19 protein-coding genes are annotated in these 17,999 nt (G+C 61.3%); 11 read left to right on the top strand and 8 right to left on the bottom strand.

Annotated elements, in window-relative coordinates:
* Positions 1-17: 17 nt before the first annotated feature.
* Positions 18-1,259 (top strand): cytochrome P450, encoded by a 1,242-nt coding sequence (locus KRR38_RS15415; protein ID WP_217403001.1) that lies wholly within the window; start codon positions 18-20, stop codon positions 1,257-1,259.
* Positions 1,260-1,265: 6 nt separating this feature from the next.
* Positions 1,266-1,754, top strand: coding sequence for a flavin reductase family protein (locus tag KRR38_RS15410; protein WP_217402999.1), 489 nt, complete (start codon positions 1,266-1,268; stop codon positions 1,752-1,754).
* A 66-nt stretch (positions 1,755-1,820) separates the two neighbouring features.
* On the opposite strand, the gene ribB is transcribed toward KRR38_RS15410, so the two are convergent.
* Both ribB and KRR38_RS15400 read right to left on the bottom strand, forming a co-directional pair.
* Positions 1,821-2,927: a 3,4-dihydroxy-2-butanone-4-phosphate synthase gene (gene ribB, locus KRR38_RS15405; RefSeq protein ID WP_217402996.1), complete on the bottom strand. Its 1,107-nt coding sequence runs from the start codon at positions 2,925-2,927 to the stop codon at positions 1,821-1,823.
* A 20-nt stretch (positions 2,928-2,947) separates the two neighbouring features.
* Complete coding sequence (locus tag KRR38_RS15400) at positions 2,948-4,639, bottom strand: class I adenylate-forming enzyme family protein (RefSeq protein WP_217402993.1); 1,692 nt, start codon at positions 4,637-4,639, stop codon at positions 2,948-2,950.
* A 241-nt stretch (positions 4,640-4,880) separates the two neighbouring features.
* Here KRR38_RS15400 and KRR38_RS15395 point away from each other — a divergent pair, with 241 nt between their 5' ends.
* The 3 genes from KRR38_RS15395 to KRR38_RS15385 are packed head-to-tail and all read left to right on the top strand — an operon-like array spanning position 4,881 to position 7,604.
* Positions 4,881-5,984, top strand: a complete 1,104-nt coding sequence (locus KRR38_RS15395; protein ID WP_217402992.1) for an LLM class flavin-dependent oxidoreductase — start codon at positions 4,881-4,883, stop codon at positions 5,982-5,984.
* A 53-nt stretch (positions 5,985-6,037) separates the two neighbouring features.
* Positions 6,038-6,970, top strand: a complete 933-nt coding sequence (locus KRR38_RS15390; RefSeq protein WP_217402989.1) for an SMP-30/gluconolactonase/LRE family protein — start codon at positions 6,038-6,040, stop codon at positions 6,968-6,970.
* Between the two features lie 55 nt (positions 6,971-7,025).
* Complete coding sequence (locus tag KRR38_RS15385; protein WP_217402988.1) at positions 7,026-7,604, top strand: TetR/AcrR family transcriptional regulator; 579 nt, start codon at positions 7,026-7,028, stop codon at positions 7,602-7,604.
* Positions 7,605-7,687: 83 nt separating this feature from the next.
* Here the strand turns inward: KRR38_RS15385 and KRR38_RS15380 are convergent, their stop codons facing one another.
* Positions 7,688-8,824: an LLM class flavin-dependent oxidoreductase gene (locus KRR38_RS15380; RefSeq protein WP_217402987.1), complete on the bottom strand. Its 1,137-nt coding sequence runs from the start codon at positions 8,822-8,824 to the stop codon at positions 7,688-7,690.
* 338 nt (positions 8,825-9,162) lie between these two features.
* Here KRR38_RS15380 and KRR38_RS15375 point away from each other — a divergent pair, with 338 nt between their 5' ends.
* Together KRR38_RS15375 and KRR38_RS15370 are read left to right on the top strand one after the other, a co-directional pair.
* Positions 9,163-9,843 carry a TetR family transcriptional regulator gene (locus KRR38_RS15375; RefSeq protein ID WP_217402986.1) on the top strand — a complete coding sequence of 227 codons (681 nt, stop codon included), beginning with the start codon at positions 9,163-9,165 and terminating at the stop codon, positions 9,841-9,843.
* Positions 9,840-10,466: an enoyl-CoA hydratase/isomerase family protein gene (locus KRR38_RS15370; RefSeq protein WP_254514825.1), complete on the top strand. Its 627-nt coding sequence runs from the start codon at positions 9,840-9,842 to the stop codon at positions 10,464-10,466. Before KRR38_RS15375 ends, KRR38_RS15370 begins: the two co-directional genes overlap by 4 nt.
* Positions 10,467-10,829: 363 nt before the next feature.
* Here KRR38_RS15370 and KRR38_RS15365 read toward each other — a convergent pair whose 3' ends face one another.
* The 5 genes from KRR38_RS15365 to KRR38_RS15345 are packed head-to-tail and all read right to left on the bottom strand — an operon-like array spanning position 10,830 to position 15,214.
* A complete protein-coding gene (locus KRR38_RS15365; RefSeq protein WP_217402984.1) occupies positions 10,830-11,615 on the bottom strand; it encodes a coniferyl-alcohol dehydrogenase in 786 nt (261 codons plus the stop codon).
* Between the two features lie 21 nt (positions 11,616-11,636).
* A complete protein-coding gene (locus KRR38_RS15360; RefSeq protein WP_217402982.1) occupies positions 11,637-12,545 on the bottom strand; it encodes a TIGR03619 family F420-dependent LLM class oxidoreductase in 909 nt (302 codons plus the stop codon).
* Positions 12,545-13,915 carry an SRPBCC family protein gene (locus tag KRR38_RS15355; protein WP_217402981.1) on the bottom strand — a complete coding sequence of 457 codons (1,371 nt, stop codon included), beginning with the start codon at positions 13,913-13,915 and terminating at the stop codon, positions 12,545-12,547. Before KRR38_RS15355 ends, KRR38_RS15360 begins: the two co-directional genes overlap by 1 nt.
* Positions 13,912-14,418, bottom strand: coding sequence for a nuclear transport factor 2 family protein (locus KRR38_RS15350; RefSeq protein WP_217402979.1), 507 nt, complete (start codon positions 14,416-14,418; stop codon positions 13,912-13,914). Before KRR38_RS15350 ends, KRR38_RS15355 begins: the two co-directional genes overlap by 4 nt.
* Positions 14,419-14,431: 13 nt before the next feature.
* Complete coding sequence (locus KRR38_RS15345) at positions 14,432-15,214, bottom strand: SDR family NAD(P)-dependent oxidoreductase (protein WP_254514824.1); 783 nt, start codon at positions 15,212-15,214, stop codon at positions 14,432-14,434.
* 111 nt (positions 15,215-15,325) lie between these two features.
* Here KRR38_RS15345 and KRR38_RS15340 point away from each other — a divergent pair, with 111 nt between their 5' ends.
* From KRR38_RS15340 to KRR38_RS15325, 4 genes are read left to right on the top strand one after another with little or no spacing between them, the layout of a single operon-like run.
* A complete protein-coding gene (locus KRR38_RS15340; RefSeq protein WP_217402977.1) occupies positions 15,326-15,799 on the top strand; it encodes a nuclear transport factor 2 family protein in 474 nt (157 codons plus the stop codon).
* 20 nt (positions 15,800-15,819) lie between these two features.
* Positions 15,820-16,266 carry a nuclear transport factor 2 family protein gene (locus KRR38_RS15335; RefSeq protein ID WP_217402975.1) on the top strand — a complete coding sequence of 149 codons (447 nt, stop codon included), beginning with the start codon at positions 15,820-15,822 and terminating at the stop codon, positions 16,264-16,266.
* Positions 16,267-16,272: 6 nt separating this feature from the next.
* The gene (locus tag KRR38_RS15330; RefSeq protein ID WP_217402973.1) at positions 16,273-17,166 is read left to right on the top strand and encodes an oxygenase MpaB family protein; all 894 of its coding nucleotides are present in this window, start codon (positions 16,273-16,275) and stop codon (positions 17,164-17,166) included.
* Positions 17,167-17,179: 13 nt separating this feature from the next.
* On the top strand, positions 17,180-17,926 hold the full coding sequence (locus KRR38_RS15325; protein WP_217402965.1) for a TetR/AcrR family transcriptional regulator: 747 nt from the start codon (positions 17,180-17,182) through the stop codon (positions 17,924-17,926).
* Positions 17,927-17,999 lie beyond the last annotated feature (73 nt).

Here is a 17,999-nt window from a genome sequence, read left to right as displayed (position 1 = left end):
CCGAGGATTCCCCGACTATGGCCACCCAAATCGAAAAGCACAGAACGACGATCCCCGATCACGTACCGTCGGACCGTGTGCGCGACATCGACATCTATGCGCTGGACGGGTTAGAGGAAGGTTTCCACGAAGCCTGGAAACGGGTGCAGACGGCAGACAACCCATCGCTGGTGTGGACGCCGCTGACCGGAGGCCACTGGGTCGCCACGCGCGGCACAGTGATCGACGAGGTCTATCGGCATCCCGAACACTTCTCGAGCCGGGTTATCTGGGTGCCGCGTGAGGCCGGCGAAGCCTATGAGATGGTCCCGACCAAGATGGACCCGCCCGAACATACCCCTTATCGCAAGGCGATCGACAGGGGGCTCAATCCTGCCCAGATTCGCAGGATCGAAAGCGACGTACGATCCGTCGCGATCGAATTGATCGAAGGCTTTGCCGACAAGGGCGGCTGCGATTTCGCGCGCGATTTTGCCGGGATTTTCCCGGTCAAGGTGTTCCTCGCGCTCGCCGACCTGCCTTTCGACGATGTGCCCATGCTGAATCAACTGGCCAAGGAGATGACCCGGCCGTCAGGCAGCACGCCCGAAGAGCAGGGGCGGGCCCTTGAGGCGGCAAACAAGGGCTTCTTCGACTATCTGGCGCCGATCGTCGAGCAGCGGCGCGGCGGGACGGGAACGGACCTCATCACCATGATGGTCAACACCGAGATCAACGGTGCGCCGATGCCGCCGGACAAGCTGCTGGGCCTCGTCTCGCTTCTGCTGCTCGCTGGGCTGGATACAGTGGTGAACCTGCTCAGCTTCATGATGATCTACCTTGCGCGCCATCCTGAGACGGTCGAGGAAATGCGATCCGATCCCAAAAAGCTGCTGCGCGGCGTGGAGGAACTGTTCCGTCGGTTCGCGGTAGTCTCCGATGCGCGCTACGTGGTCCAAGACATGGAATTTCACGGGGTACAGTTGAAGGCGGGCGACCTGATCCTTCTGCCCACCGCTCTGCACGGTCTCGACGACAGCCAGCATGAGGATCCAATGAAAGTCGATCTGTCGCGCCCCAACGTCGCGGCTCATTCCACGTTCGCGCAGGGGCCGCATCGCTGCGCCGGCTTGCATCTGGCGCGCATGGAAGTTCTCGTGACGCTTCAGGAATGGCTGGCGCGGATCCCGACTTTCGCTTTGGCGGAGGGAGCCGCGCCTATCTATCATTCGGGCATCGTCGCGGCCGTCGAAAATGTCCCGCTCGTTTGGAAGGTCTGACCCCTCATGACGATTGCCACCGACGCGGCGGCGTTCCGCCGCATCCTCGGCCACTATCCGACCGGCGTCTGCGCGGTGACCGCGTCCACGTCCGCAGGAGAGCCGATCGGGATGATCGTCGGCTCGTTTACCTCGGTCTCGCTCGAGCCGATGCTCGTCGGCTTCTTCCCTGACAAGTCTTCGTCTACCTGGCCGCAGATCGAGGCCGCAGGGCACTTTTGTGTCAATGTTCTGAGTGACCAGCAGGGACCGGTTTGCAAGGCGCTGGCGGCGAAGGGTGACACAAAGTTCGCCGGGATCGATTACCGACGGTCGGAGCTGGGAGCGCCGATCATCGACGGGGCCCTGGCCTGGATCGATTGCGATATTCATGCCGTTCACGAGGCGGGCGATCATTTCTTCGTGCTTGGCCGCGTGCGCGACCTCGATCTCCACGCTGCAGGAGAACCGCTGGTATTCCACAAGGGTGGCTATTCCAGGGTCGTGACCATCTGATCAACGCAGTACTGACGCCGCTTCGAGCCCGGGTCGGACGGGCGCTGTCCAGCACGATTTCGGCGGCTATTCGCGCAGAGCCACGCGTCCGGTGACGGTCAGACCGAATCCTTCGAGCGCAGTGAGCTTGGCTTGGCTCGAGGTCAGCAGGGTCATCTTGCCGACGCCGAGATCGAGCAGGATCTGGGCGCCAATCCCATAGTCTCGGGTCGCATGCTGGTGGTGGTATTCGCTGCGGCCGCCTTTGATCCTGCGCGAGATGGAGGTGGGGCTCGGATCGCGCACGAATACGGCGATGGCGGCTCCGTCATGGCGCCCGATGGCAGACAGTGCGCGCGCCACATAATCCGACTGGGCGGCTGACCAACCAAGGAGGTCGGTCGTCAGATCGACCTGATGGACGCGAACGAGAGTGTCGACGTCCGGCTTGACCACCCCTTTCGCGATCGCGACGTGTTCACCGTCGTCGAGCACATTTCGGTACACGTGGATGGTCAGCGCAACGTCGCTGTAGTGGCTTTCGAAAGGGGCGCTGACCACGCGTTCCACCAGCTTTTCGAGGCGGCGACGATAAGCGATGAGATCCGCGATCGTCCCGACTTTCAGGCCGTGGAGCGCGGCGAATTCAAGGAGCTCGGGAAGCCGTGCCATCGTGCCGTCGGCGTTCATCACCTCGCAAATCACGCCCGCCGGCATCAAACCTGCGATCCGCGAAATGTCGACGGCCGCTTCGGTATGTCCGGCCCGCACGAGGACGCCGCCATCGCGCGCGGTTAGCGGAAAGACGTGACCAGGCGTGACCAGATCGTCCGTTCCCTTGGTTGGATCGATCGCAACCGCAATCGTGTGCGCCCGGTCGTGCACGGAAATCCCCGTGCTCACGCCATCGCGAGCCTCGATCGACACCGTGAAGGCCGTGCCGTGCCCCGACTCGTTATGATCCGTCATGGGGCGGAGCTCGAGCTCCTCGGCGCGCGTTCGTGTCATAGCGAGGCAGATCAGACCCCGCGCATGCTTTGCCATGAAGTTGATCTGCGCCGGCGTTGCGAACTGGGCTGGGATGATCACGTCACCCTCATTCTCCCGGTCGTCGGCATCGACCAGGATGTAGGGACGCCCGTTGACGGCTTCCTGGATGATCTCTTCGATTGGTGAGACGCTGTTGGTCGACATGGATGATTCCGATCAATGTTTCAGTTGGCGGGGCCAGCCTCTGCAAGGAGTGCCAAAGCCATTTCGCGCAGAAGGGCCTTCTGCACCTTGCCGGTCCCGGTCTTGGGCAGGCGATCTTCGGTGGTGAACCAGATATCCCGGGGTAGCTTGTAGGCAGCGACGCGCTGGCGCAGGAATTCCCGTATATCGGTCTCGGTGATCGCGCTTCCGTCACTTCTGACGACCCACGCGCAACCGCATTCGCCGAACTGATCGTCCGGCATCCCGATGAAGAAGGCCTGTGCGATCTCGTCGTGCTGGGTCAGCAATTGCTCGAGTTCCTTTGGCGAGACGAGCTCGCCGCGGCTTTTGTAGAGTTCCTTCGTGCGGCCGGTCAGGAACAGGTTTCCATCGGGCCTGAACTGGCCAAGATCGCCCATCCGCACCCAACCGCCGGGCAGAAATAGATCGGCCGTGGCGTCGGGCCGCCGGAAATAGCCCTTGCTGTTCATCAGGCTGCGGCAGCACAGTTCGCCCGGGCTGCCCCAGGGCAGATCGTCGCCGCTCGCTGGATCGATCGTCTTGAACTCGGCGATCTTGCCGCCCAGTTCGGGCAGTCCCGCGATTCCTCCCTCGACGATGCGGCCCTGCGTATCGGAGACGATCTCGATAGGGTCTCCCGGCGCAGTGCACACGACGGTCGCCGTCACTTCAGTCTGGCCATAGCTGGTGATGATCTCATCGCAGCCGAAGGTGCGCCTGATCTCTTCCCAGACCCAGCTCGGCGTGGGCGCGGCCGCGCTATGGATCGCGGTCAGTGATGAGAAATCGTAATCGCCGCGTTTGGCCTGTTCCATGAGCGCAATCGTCATAGTCGGTACGCCCATCAGATATTGGGCGCGGTGGCGGCCAATCGCCTCGAGGATGGCGTGCGGATCGAAGCGCAGCAGCGGGATGATCGCTCCGCCGACGACCATGCCCGACAGAAGGCCGACGACCATGCCAAAACCATGGTAGAGTGGCAGCGAGAATACGGCCCTGCGGCCTTCCTGGAAGGCCTGGTGGTAGGCTCCAGCATACGAGGCGCGCAGGAGGTTGTCGTGCGTGATCTCGACCCCCTTGGGAGCTCCCGTAGTTCCAGAGGTGAACATGATGACGGCCGTGTCGCCGCCGGCGATCGCCGGCGCGGCGCCGGGCTCACCTGCAAGATATTCAAGCAAACGCTCGGGCGCATTGCGGTTGAACACAAGTCCGCCGGCGCGCAGTTCCGGGAGCGCCGCGCAAGAACCATCGCGCCAGCCGGGCAGGGCGGCGTCGATTTCGGTTTCCAAATTTCGGGAGCCAAAGCCGGACATCGTAACGAGCAAGGCGCATCCGGCTTCGCGAAGCGCAAACTCGAGCTCATCGATCCGGTAAAGGGTGTTGAGGGGAACGGCCACGGCGCCCGCACGCCAGATGGCGAAGAGGAGAGGCACCGTCATCGGGTCGTTGGCCATGACGATGCCCACCCGGTCCCCCTTGACTATGCCGCGAGAAGAGATCCCTGCAGCCATCTGCCGCGAAAGCTCGGCCACTTCGTCGTAACTGAATGTCTGGCCATCGGTGATGACCAAAGGACGGCCGCCGAAATCGGCGAGGCTCCAGTCGAGATAGGCCTGGAGCGACGGCCACGTCCAGGCCGGGTGACGGCCAGCGATGGCACGGCGGCGTTCGAAAACCGTCTGAGGATGCAAGTCACCATCTCCCTAATCAAATCTATTATATATTAGGCAAGGATTGTCGGTCAAGCGGTAGCGATCACCCTTCCAGTCGGGGCCACTTCGGCCCACCATCCACTCGACATAATAAGTATTATAAATCAGATATTTGGGGCATAGAAGGCCCCCTCCATGCGAGCAGCCCATAAAATCCCCCCCTTGCAATGATAGCCTAATTCATATTAGGTGATCTCGACGAGGATTCTGGAGAATCAAAATGGACGTTGGGTTAGGTCTGACCTTTCAAAACCTGCATGATCGGGTCACTGACAAGGACGTGTTCCGCCACGAGTTGTCGCTTGCTGCCCAGGCAGAGGATCAAGGCTTCGATTCAATCTGGACGCCGGAGCACCATTTCACCGGTTACATGATGACCCCGAACGTCCCGCAGTTCCTTACTTGGGTCGCGGCGAAGACCTCACGGATCAAGCTGGGCACGACCGTGACGGTCCTGCCCTGGCAAAATCCGGTGCGGATCGCCGAAAGCTTCCTTCTGCTCGACTACTATTCCGAAGGTCGCGCAATCCTCGGCATGGGCCGCGGGCTCGGCAAGGAAGAGTTCGTGGGCTTCGACGTGCCGATGGGGGAGGCGCGCAAGCGCTTCCGTGAGTATGCGGAGGCCTTGATGCAGGGCCTGGAAACGGGCGTCATGGAGTACGACGGCGCCTATCTGAAGCAGCCCCGCGTCGAGCTTCGTCCGCGCCCCTACGACAGCTTTCGTGGCCGGATTTTCGCCTCGGCTGTGTCACCGGAATCGGTGCAACTCATGGCCAGTCTCGACGTCGGCCTTATGATCATCGCCCAGAAGCCTTGGGACCGTGTCGACGAAGACCTTCAGAGTTACCGCGAACGGTTCCGCAGCGTGAACGGACGCGAAGCGCCGCGCCCTGTCCTGGTCGCTTTCGTCGCAGTAGACGAGGACCCGGCCAAGGCCAAGGACATGCGCGACAAGTATCTCGTGGAATATGCCCGTTCGACGTCGAGCTTCTATCAGTTCGGAAACAAGGAATTCGCTTCGATCGAAGGCTACGAATACTACGGTGCGCTGGCGCGGTCGGTAGAAAAGAACGGCATCGAAAAGTTCAACGAGTTCCTGGCAGATCTGCAGATCTGGGGCCGCCCAGAGGAAGTTTACGAGAAGCTTGCGCTCATGCAGGAGCGCTTCGACGTCGGCCAGTTCATCATCTACACCCAGTTCGGCGATATGCCCTTCGACCTTGGCCGTGCAAACTACGAACTGTTCGCACGCAAGGTCCTGCCAAGGCTGAAGGATATCGACGTGACGGCGCCGCGGCATGCGCCCAAGGTCCAGACGGCGTAGACTTCCTCGCGCTGGCACGAGGATCGAGGATAAGAAAAAAGAGAGGACGCGAGATGGAAGGGCAGGGCTGGCGCTGCGTGTGGGATGCGAAGGCGATCCTGGGAGAAAGCACGATCTGGGATACGCGCAGCGGCAGCATATGCTGGGTCGACATCGAGAACCCTTCGATCAACTCCTTTGCACTCGAAACCGGCCGCAAGACGACCTGGGCGGCACCGCAATGGATCAGCGCGATCGCTCCGCGCCGTAGCGGCGGCTATATCGCTTCCTGCGCCGACGGGATCGCCGTCGTCGACCCCGAGCGGGATCTTTACGAGCCGCTGTTCAACCCGATTCCCGACCCGGCCAAGGCACGCCTGAACGACGGCGTCACGGATCGGGCAGGGCGGTACTGGACCGGGTCGTGCGACACCGCGCAGTGGGACGACAGCACGACGTCCGAGGACAAGGAAAGCTCGCTCAAGGATTTTGACGTGCGCAGCAACGGCGAGGTCTATGTAATTGGAGCCGACGGCGGTTATTCGACCCAGGAGCGCAATCTCGTGACCGCGAACGGGCCTGCCTTCAGTCCCGATGGCCGTACCGCCTATATCAACGATTCCATGCCGCTGGTCAGCTACGCTTACGATCTGGGCGACGATGGTGCCTTGCGCAATCGGCGCACCTTCGCGTCTTTTGCGCCCGAAGACGGCTATCCCGATGGAATGGCTGTCGACGCCGAGGGTTGCATCTGGATAGCGTTCTACGAGAGCTGGAAATTGCGGCGCTTCGCGCCCGACGGGACCATGCTCGAAGAGCGGGCGCTACCGGTGCGGCGCGGCCTGCGCCCGGCTTTCGGCGGAACGGACTATAGCCGCCTGTTCCTGATCACCGGCTCGCAAGGCTATTCGTCCGAGCGGTTTGCCCAGGAGCCTCTAGCTGGTGGTCTGTTCGAGATCCTCGATCTCCCGGCACCCGGACTCCCGGTCGCCGAGTACCAGGGCTAGTGCCGGGACAAGCCAAGCTCTTCAAATTTTTTGTCAAACGCGTATTAGGCCGGCCATGGAAAATGTAACCGGCAAAGATCGCATCATGGACTCCGCGGCCAAGGTCTTGCGCGCCAAGGGCATGATGGCGACGAAATTGAGCGAGATCGCCGAAGGGGCCGGCATGCTCGCACCCAGCCTATACTACCATTTCAAGTCGAAAGACGTGATTGTCGAGCGGGTGATGTTCGAGGGCATCTACCGCAATACCCGCTACATTCTGGCCGCGGTGGAAGGCAAAAACGCAGGTACTGATCCCGTGCAGCGGCTCAGGACCGGGATCCGTGCCCATGTAGAATTCCTGCTATCGGACGATGACTACTCGTCAGCCGTCGCGCGGGTCTTCCCCGAACTTCCCGAGGCGATGAAAGAGCGCGTGCTGGCTGCCTACGCGGGGTTCGAAAATTGTTGGCGGGACCTGGTCGTCGCGGCGCTACCGAAAGGCGGTCGCATCGATCCTCGCGTTGCGCGCAAGTTCCTGGTCGCGATGCTCGATTCCGCCCCGATGTGGTATCGTCGGGGGAAGTTGAAGCCGGCCCAGATCGCTGACCAGGCAGCCGATCTCTTTCTGTCCGGCTATCTCGCCGGAGGGTGACACTTCCCTGGCGCCCGCCATTCAAGTCAGCGAAAAAAAAGCCCGGTGCCGCTTCTGCGACGCCGGGCAGTGGGAGGGTTAGTTCAGGCTGTCCGGGCCAGTTCGGCGGTGTGACCCTGCGGGAGCTTGACGCGCGGCGCGACTTCCTTGGCGACCAGTTCCAGCGAATGGAACCAGGGCTCCGGGTCGTCGTAATAGTCGTGGGACTCGATCTGGAGCGTTCCCCAGCCGCCGCACTGCTCGAAGAGCACATTCAGCTTGTCGACCACCGTGTCGGGCGAGCCGACGACGAAGACCTTGTCGGTCAGGAACTCGAGATCGGCGTCTTCAGGATCGATGCCATGATCCTTGGCGAAGCCGTCCATCATGCCAAACCGCTTCCATATCGGGATCAGGTAGCGATTGAAGCAGTAGCCGATCGGGCCTTCCATCACCTCGCGCTTGGCCTGGGCATCGGTATCGGCACAGAAGACAGTCTGCGACACCGCGTGGCGCGCGCGGTCAGGCGTGAAGCCCGCGGCAGTGTTCGCCTCGGCATAGATTTCCCAGTGTCGCTTGAGCGCATCGAGTCCGGAATAGATCGAAACCGGCTTGAAATTCTTCTCGCCGGCGAGCCGCATTGATGGAGAATTCTTGCTGAATCCCGTGACGGCGATTTCCGGAAAGGCGCCATTCCAGGGCGAGAAATCGGCGAGCTTGTGCTGCTCGTCCTCCTCGGTAACGGCTTCGGCCTCCTCCGGGAAGCCCGCGTCCCAGTACTTGCCTTCAAAATAGAATGGCTCGCGGGCCCAGATCTTTTCCATGATGCTCAGGGACTCGCGGACCATGTCACCCAGCATCTGGGGCTCCGCATCCTTGATGCCGTGCATGTAGGATGCCTGCGGATAGGCGCCGGCGCCGATACCCAGGAAATAGCGGCCCTCGAGGATCTGGGAGAGCCAGCCGACCATCACGGCGAGCTTCGTGGGATGCTGGTGCGGCAGGATGTGCGCCATCGGCGCGAAGGAGATGTTCTCCGTATGGAGCGCCGCGGCCGCCATGATGAGCTCGGGATTGGGAATGTTCTCCCAGATCTGCGACGCATGTTCCGAAATCATCATCGTATCGAAGCCGGCTTTATCGCAGGCGATCGAGTTCTGGACGCCCCATTGGAACGTCTGACGCGCAGTGCGGCCGGGCCGCATATAGGGGTGAAATATCAGACCAGTCTGCATGGCCATCGCCGCTCTCCTTGTTAGTGCTCTTGATGGCGGCTTGGCGACTCCGCCATGCCTACCTAACGCAGAATAGGTGGCAGCGTTTAAAACAGTTGTAAACTGGAAATGTGAGGCGCAGTCCGATTGTAGGATGCGGTAAGGGTCACGCTTGTTAGTCCTAACCTACCTTCGTAACACCCGATAAATCGGGCGATGCTGGTCGTGGGGCGTCACCCACGTATCGCTTATTGGGCTGGATTTGTGCAATGGTTTGAGCCATGGTCACGGCCTTCAGCAGCAAAATGTCCCGCATTTATGCAAACGATTGACTTAGATATTGCCGAAGGAGGCGCGGAAAGTTCGTGGTGAAGGCGATCAAAGAGACGGCCGACAAAGGAAATGTCGCTGCAAAAGAGGCGATCATCGAGACTGCCGAGCGGCTCTTTGCCGAGGGCGGTATCAACGGTGTGTCAATGCGCGAGATTTCCGCCAAGGCGAAGCAAGGCAACCATTTTGCCGTCCAGTACCATTTCGGGTCGCGGGACGGGCTCGTGCAAGCGATTTTCGACTACCGGATGGATCAGATGGAGCCGCTCCGCGGCGCCATGCTGGCCGATCTCGAGGTGAGCGGGCGCACGAAGGATGCCTGGTCCATCCTTGAGATCATCCTGCTGCCGCAGCTCCAGATCGATGGCGGAACGAGCCACTTTTATGGGAACTTCCTGTCGCAATACCTCCTGCGGCAGGAGTGGGTCGAATTCGGCATATTCGGCCACGAAGCCCCGCCAAACCTGCGGAAGGCTCTCCAGCTGTTGAGGGAGCGCGTGGACTACCTGCCTGAGGTCGTCGCGCAGCGCCGGCTGGTGAATGTCAGCCTGATGTTTTTGAATCTGTTGGTGCGGCACGGGCGGGGCGGGGGGCAGCCTACGCCCGAGCCATTTGAACACGCGCTCGCCGATACGATGGAACAGATCGTCACGGCCATGTGCCTGCCGCTACGCCTCGGCGTGGCGGAGCCGATTGAACGAAGGGATGAGCAATGACCGAAACAGCGGTTGATGGAATTCGACTGGAGCGCGGCGCCAACATCGACTGGATCGTTCTCGATCGCTCTGAAGCGGCCAACGCCTTCAATGCGGCCATGCTAGCTCGCTTTTCTGCAGCGCTCGAAGAGTGTGCCTCGGAAGGGGCGCCTGTTCTGGGGATCCGCAGTGCCGCCAAAGGTTTCAGCGCCGGCATGGACCTGGGCGAGTATAACGCAAAGGGTTCGACGGCCGATGACGTGCGCCGTTTGTCGTCCTACGTCGAACGATGGAAGGGGATATTGACGCATACCAAGCCCGTAATCGTTGCAGTCCACGGCTACTGCATCGGCGTTGCCGCACAGCTGGCATCATTTGCGGATATTCTGATCTTGGCAGACGACGCTAAGATCAGTGAACCATCGATCCCCATCGGTGGCGGCTTCATCGCGCCGACATGGGTCAATCAGGTTGGAGCGCGGCGGTCCAAGGAGTTCGCGTTCTTGCCGGGCAATTGGATCGATGCGAGGACCGCAGTTGATTGGGGTTGGGCCAACGCTGCCGTTCCTGCCGAACAACTGGTGGAATGCGCTGAAGCCTTGGCGGCGCGCATGGCGATGGTACCCCCGGCGTGCTCGCGATAAAAAAGCGCTCAATCAATCGCGCGATGCAGGCGGCGGGCTTTGACGTTGCGATCTCCGCTATCGCTGAGAGCGACGCTATCCTCCATGCCGATCCCGACGTTCGAACGATCCGCGAGAATCTTGGGACCATCGGCCTGAAGGCCAGCGTCGCTCGATATCATGGAGAAAGTTCGCAGGAGATCTTTTCGCGGTACGGGAATAAGGCCGACTAAAGGAAAGCTTCGCCGACAAAGCGGAAGTTCTATCGCCCTTATGAGCTCCCTGTTAACGGACATTTGTTCAGGTTTAAGAAGAAGGCGTCAATGCTCGCCGAAACGATTCAAATCCCAATACATTTCACGCGACAATCTGCTAGGAAGAGGATTAACCGGAAATCATTCGAGCAGCGATAAATCCGCCATCGACCGGGAGGTCCACACCGTTGATGTAGGATGCCTGATGGCCATTCAGCATTAGGAGTGGCCAAGCTTGCTCCTCTGGTGTTGAGCGCCGCCCAATCGGCTGCGCGACGGCGTCGATCAGATCGGTTGGCACGACTTCCTCTATTGCCGCCAGCATCGGAGTCTGAACGGATCCCGGGCTCGTGCAGTTGAGCCTGATACCACGTGCGATCGTTTGCGCGGACCACGTTAGGGTCCAGACAACGATTGCTTCCTTGGCAAAGTTGTAGGCCACCTTCTGCGGCGCCTCATGCTCTTCGCACCAGTAAGCCGCGTCCTCGAACGATGTGGTGGCGATGAAATCGCGCAGCTCCGGCAAGCGTTGGCGCCATCCGGCGCCGCCATTCGAGCCGACCGTAACGATGGCGCTTCCGGGAAGCATTGCCTCAGCGATAGCCTCACTCAGGTGACGCACGCCGATGAAGTTTACCTTCATGACATCGGCCCACGGGCTCATCGGCGGAAGGCCCGCGCAATTGAACAGCGCGTCGACGGGCCGGCCCATTTCGCGCGCGGCCTCGTCGATCACCGATCGTTCCCGTAGATCCATCCGCGAAAAGCGAGACAGCGAAAGGTCGGACTCCCGAAAATCGATGCCGTGCACTTCTGCGCCAGCCTCGAGCAGTAGGCGCGCTGTGGCATGGCCGATGCCCGAGGCGCAGCCCGTCACGACGACGTGCTTGCCGCGGTACCCGTATGGATCGGTCACTAATGATCTCCCCGCGCTGTCCTAGCGCAGCCTGGCGACGACTTCCTCGCCGAACCACTGGACGTTTTCGATATAGGCCTGGCGGCTCGGATGCGGCGGCTCGACCATCGCCCAGGTCACGCCGACGTCGGCCAGTCCGCGCAATTCCTCAAGAAACCTGTCGGCCCCGCCCGGATGTCCGTAGTTCAGCCGCGCCTTGGGGCCGATGGCGACGTCGAACCGCCCGGTCTTGCCTATTTGCTGGCGCAACCCCTGGAGCATGGCGATCTTCTCGCCCAATTGGTCGACTGTATGGATGCCGGTGTCGCGATTGAGCTGCGACATGGTCGGTGCTGCGTAGAAAGGGCTCCAGCCGTCACCCCAGCGTGCAGCGCGCTCGACCGCCTTGTCACTCCCGCCCCCAATCCAGATCGGCGGCGACGGATTGGGGGCGGGGCGCGGTTCGTTGCCGGCCGCGTGGAAATTGGTGCCTTGATATTCGACGGGTCCGCCGGCCCAGGCCTGGCGAATGACCTTGAGTGCTTCGTCGAACAGCTTGCCGCGCTTGTGGAAGTCGACGCCGAGCGCCTCGAACTCGGCCTTCTGATAGCCAGCGCCGACCCCGAGGATAAGCCTGCCGCCCGAGAGCAACTGCACGGTCGCGGCGGACTTGGCGGTCAAGAAAGGATTGCGGTAGGCCATCACGACGATGTTGGTGTGCATCCGTAGCCGGGTGGTCGCGGCAGCGACGAAGGCAAAGGCCGAGAATGGGTCGAGCGCGTCGTGACCGTTAGCATGGAGCCATTTCGCGTCGGGCGCAGGATGGTCGGTGACATAGCAAGCGTCGATACCTGCAGTCTCGAGCGCGACGGACATGGTGCGGACGGCGTCCGGCGTCTGGAATTCGCCGGGCGTGATGTCGCCGAGCGGAATGGCTACGGTGAATTTCATCAGAAGCCAATATCCAGGATCGGCGCTTCAAAGCCGCTGTTGACGATCTGACCGGCCCTGGTGAGCAGGTCTCGGTCGAGCCCGGCGAGATATCCGTCGATCAGTCGCTGATAGTTGCTCAGCATACCCTCGTTGGTCTTAGACAGGCGCATGTGCTCGATGTCGTGCAGGCCGAGCTGCTGGAGCGGCAGATTGTAATAATCTTGGCGTGGGATCTCGGGGAATTCGGACGAATTGTAGGCCAGCATGGTCGGTTCGGTCGGCGTCTCGTAGACCTCGTCCTCGGGGCGGATCACGAGCGACCAGATCTCGAACAGGCAGGTCTCGGCGGTTAGCGGGCGAATGCGATAGGAGGACATCGCGCCGAGCATCGGTAGCAGGAAATAGTGCGGGAACATGAATTCCACCGCGTGGAACTCCTGGGCCTGCGCCACTTGCAGCAAGTCGAATATCGGAGCACCGCGCTGGCGGGCATCCACGGTGACCTCTTCGTAGGCACGGCCATAGAACATCTGGCCGGCGACGATGGGGTCGTCGGGCACCTCCATGCCCCGCATCTTCTCCAGCACGGCGACCTCGGTCCTGTGGACCATGCCGTCCATGCCCTCGCTGAGCTTGGTCATGAAATCGACGCTCGTCTCGATCGTCTGGCGGGCATCGAGGTCTTCGTTGACCGGCTCACCGTCCGCGCGGGTCCCGAACGATTTCGTGGCGTTGGGCGAGACGCGGAAGAGCTGCGGATGCGTCTGCATCGTATGGTAGCCCTCTTGGAAGGCTTCCATGGCGAGCTTCCAGTTGGTCGGAAGGATCGTTCCGCACCACCAGTCCATCTTGAGCTTGTCGGCGTGACGAGCGTCCATGCGATCGGCGACAGGGCCCAGGAACTCGCGCAGCGAGGGGGCGTCGTCGTCGAAGTTGACGAAGGCGCAGCCTGCCCAGAATTCGACGCGGACGGGGGCGAGGTCGATCTCGGCGCGGTCCAGCAGTTCCTCGGAGAAGATCTGCTTGCCGAAGACGAACGTGTTCTCGCCCTCCGCGTTCCAGCGCCAGCCGTGAAATGGGCAAACGAGGCCTTCGCTCCCGCAATGGCCGGGACCGTGGGCCAGCCGCACGCCGCGGTGTCGGCAGGCGTTTTTAAATGCCTTCACCCCGCTCGCCGTGCGCAGCATCAGCACCGAGTGCTCGAGGATAGTGTAGACGGTGTAGTCGCCGACGTCGGGGATCTCTTCCAGCCGGCAGGCCATCTGCCACATGTGCGGCCAGAGCTTTTCCTTTTCGAACTGGAAGAACGCCTCGTCATAGTAGCGTTTGGTCGGGATGAGCTCAGGATTGGTTATCCGGTGGGGTACGTCTGCCGTCAGTTCAGTCATTGCCAACTCCCACGTTCCGCGTTCGGGCCGTCTCTCAGCCGCGACAATAGGGCGGGGCCTTCGGGCTTGCCGTCGAGCATGAAGTTCTGGCGATAGACGATCTTCCAGCGGCCATCCGCCTGTCGGGCAAGCTCGATGCGCGAGGCGCTGAGCCGGCCAATGAAGAACCCTTTCTCGCCGCGCATCGGAACCATGGTGTGGCAGGTGGCCACTGCGTGATCGCCATCAATCACCACGAAAGGCAGGGTCGACATGTGCGCGCAGCCGGCCTGGACCAGTTTCAGATGCCCCGCCTCGCGGGTGATGCCGGCGATCGCCTCGCGGCCCACCCAGGCGGGCATGTCGCCCACTTCATAGACCCCGTCCTCGACATAGAAATTGCCGACTGAATCCGCGTTGCAGCCATCGACCGAATAGCCGTAGCCGCAGACCACCTGGTAGATCGCCTGGCGATCCTCCAGCGCAAGAAGCCGATCTTCGACCGAGCGAGTCGCCGATGTCATCGTCCTGTCTCCTTCAACCGACCATGTAGCCGCCGGCGTCGCAATTAATCGACTGTCCGGTGATCGTGCGGCTCTCTTCGCTGGCGAGGAACAGCGCCAGATTGGCGACGTCGATCGGCTGCGAGATTGTGCGCAGCGGCACGCCCTCGAGCGTCTTTGCCTTCCATTCCTCGTAGGTCTTGCCTTGCTCGGCCGCCATCCGTTTGCCCCAGTTCACCCAGAGGTCGGTCTCGATGCTGCCTGGCACCAGGCAATTGCAGCGGATGCCATACTTGCCGACCTCCAGCGCAATCGTCTTGGTCATCGCGCGAAGCGCAGCCTTGGCTGCTGTATAGTGGGTCTTGCGAACCATCCCGGTCCAGCCTGCGGTAGACGAGAAGTTTATGATCGACCCGGTCTTCCGCTCGAGCATCGAGCGGTTGAGCACTTCGCGCGCACAGATCATCGCGGCGGTCAGGTCTATGGCCAGCGTCGCGTCGAAATTCTCGACGGTTTGTTCCCACACCCATTTGTCCTGGCCCGGCGCCGCAGCATTGTTGAGCAAGATGTCGACCTGCCCGAACTCCTGCATGGCCCGGTCGACCATGGCATGGACATCGGCCTCATTGGTTACATCGCACCGCATGCCGATTGCGCCGGCGCCCGCTTCTTTCGCCGCTTCCAGGACCAGTTCTTCGCGGCGGGCCGAAAGCAGGACCTTCGCGCCGTGTTCGACGAAGAGCTTGGCCATGACCGGGCCACAGCCGGTGCTGGCGCCCGTGATGATGGCGACCTTGCATTGCAGTCTGCCGGTCAAAGCCCGTCTCCTCGCTCGAAATGCATCAGGTGATATGCATTATTTGCTTGTCAGCTAACGCACGTAAGGTAATGGGTCAAGGCGGTTGTGGAGTCGGGTTGTGAGGGCGCTATGGATGATCAGATTTCCGGTCTTGAACGGCTTGCCGCCTTGGAGGAAATCGGTCTGCTGAAGTCACGCCGCGACCGCGCGGCCGACACCAAGGACTGGGCGCTCTACGAGGCCTTGCACGCTCCCGATCACCGTTCGTACAATGATGACTATGGCGGCACGGCGACCGCGGCCGAGATGATGGTCGTAGTGCGCAAGTCGATGGAGAACCTCACAACGCTCCACCACTCGCACACACCCGAGATCACATTCCAGTCGCCGGAGCGAGCGAGCGGCATCTGGGCGATGGAAGGCCTGTCGCTTTGGCAGCAGCATGGCGAGGAGCACTGGTTTCAGGCCTTCGGCCACTATCACGAAACCTATGAGAAGCGGAGCGGGCGCTGGCTCTTCACTAGCCGTCGCCTCAAATATTACCACACTTGGAAATCGCCGGACGCGATTTTCCCGCCCCCGATCGACGACGCTGCCAGCTAACCCAAGACGAGGATGACGACATGGAAGGCATGACCGAACTGGAGCGGCTGCTCGCGCTCGAGGACATAAAGCTTCTCAAGGCGCGCCGCGACCGTGCCGCGGACACCAAGGATTGGGAACTCTATCTCTCGCTGCATGCGCCCGACCACGTTTCGCATAACGAGGGATTGCCGCGCTGGGGCAGCGCGCAGGAAATGATCGACAACGTCAGCAAGCTCATGGGCGATCACCGCATCACCGTGCATCACTCGCACACCCCCGAGATCACGTTCGAAACTCCGACCCAGGCCAAGGGCATCTGGGGCATGGAGGACATGATCTTCGACGCCGAGACCAAGGAGCTTCTGATCCACGGCTTCGGCTTCTATCACGAGACCTACGAGAAGCGGGACGGTACCTGGCTGTTCACCAGCCGCCAGCTCAAGCGCACCCATATGCGCCTGTCGCCTTCGCTCGAGCAGAAATAGCCAGCAATGAAGCAGAAACCGCTCTGGTTAGGACAACCCGATCCGTACGCACGCTTGAGGCACATCGAGAAGCTCGATCCCGCCAAGGATTATCTCGAGATCACCAACCTCTTCTACGCAGATTTCCAGTCGGTGATGCTGCTGAAGTCCTTCAACGGGTTCATGTTCACATTTGCCGCGCCGCGTATCTCGCGTGTCCTGGGCTCGACTGGCGAAATCGACAATCGCATCGCCAAGCGCATTCTCGACACGACCTTGCTTGGCAGCGCCGTAATGAAGCATGGCTTCGGCACCCCCGTCGGCCGCGAGGCGGCCCGGCGCGTCAATTCCATGCACAGTCGCTACGACATCCAGGCAGACGACTTCGTTGCAGTCGGCATCGAGGAAGCAATTGGCTCGCTCGACCTCGCCGAAAAGTTCGGCTGGCGCGCGGTGACGGATATCGAAAGAGAGGCCGTTCGCATATTTTATAACTACCAGGCTCTCGCGTTCGGTTCGCCTAGGCCGTTGCCCGGCTCAGTGGCGGAAATGCGCGAGTTCTTTGATCATTATCTGGACACCGAGCTGGGCTTCGAGCCGCAGAACCGGCGAATGTCGGATGCGTTCATGCTGTGGTTTCGCAAATTGCTTCCCGCTCCTTTGCGCCCGCTGACAGCGCCATTCCTGCTTTCTCATCTCGATCGGCGGATTGCGGAGGCTTGCGAAGTGCCGGTTCCTTCATCGCTTACCCGGCGTATCGCGCATCAGGCCATGAAACGCATCGGGAGACGCGATCCGGTTCCCGACGGTGCGCCAAACAAGTTCGAGAAGATGGTTCGCCAGATCTATCCGGATGGATATGAACTTTCCGGCCTCGGGACGCACGTTGACGAAGATGCAAGGCAAGAGGCGGCTGAATAAGTGAGCGAGACTCTTGGAGGAGGGCGGTTCGCTATTAACTGCGGGCGATCGCACCGACTGCCGCGGCCGCGCGAGATTGGCTATGGCGTTCCGGAATGATCGGGAAGTGGGCATGATGAAAGAGCGCGCGGTCAAACCGGAACCCAGGCGAAAACGGAACCAGAGGGGCGAAGGATCCCGCCTTCGCGAGGAATTGGTCCAGGCGGCGATGCGTATTCTCGACTCCGCGCCCGGAACGCAACTCGGACTGCGCCTGGTTGCGCGGGAGGCGGGCGTGGCTGCGCCGTCGGTCTATCCGCATTTCGCCGACGCGCGTACCTTGATGACCGAGATCGTGCGCGAATGCTGGCGTCAGGTGGGTGAAGAGATGGAAGCGGCTGCCGCTTCGTCACTGGCCCCCGATAGGATCGGCCGGCTCAAGGATCAGTTTGGAGCCTTTGTGGAATATGCCATGGGCCGGCCTTCGCGGTACCAGCTCCTGTTCGCTCTCCATCCGATCAATACTGAGGAACAGTACGAGATGCAGGGGCACATGCGTCCTGCTTACCGCCCGGTTCTGCATCTGATCGAGGCATTCGCGAGCGAAGGCGGGCGCCTGCCTCTCGCTGACACGGTGTCGACGACATTGCTGCTGATCTCACTCGCGCATGGCCGAATTGCGTTGGCGCACCTCGCGCCCGATCGTGCGGGCAATTCCGCCCAGGCCGTGAAGGAGTTCGTCTTCGATGCGGTCGATTCTCTTTTCCCGTCAGCGACGTGATCGCACCGCCGCGCCAGACCGAAATGAATGTTCCGGCGCTGCCGTGAAAGCCGGCGTCCCACAGCAAAGGAGC

Origin of the sequence: Novosphingobium sp. G106, from assembly GCF_019075875.1 — a bacterium.
Classification (GTDB): Bacteria; Pseudomonadota; Alphaproteobacteria; order Sphingomonadales; family Sphingomonadaceae; genus Novosphingobium.
This window is presented reverse-complemented; position numbering and strand designations above follow the sequence as displayed.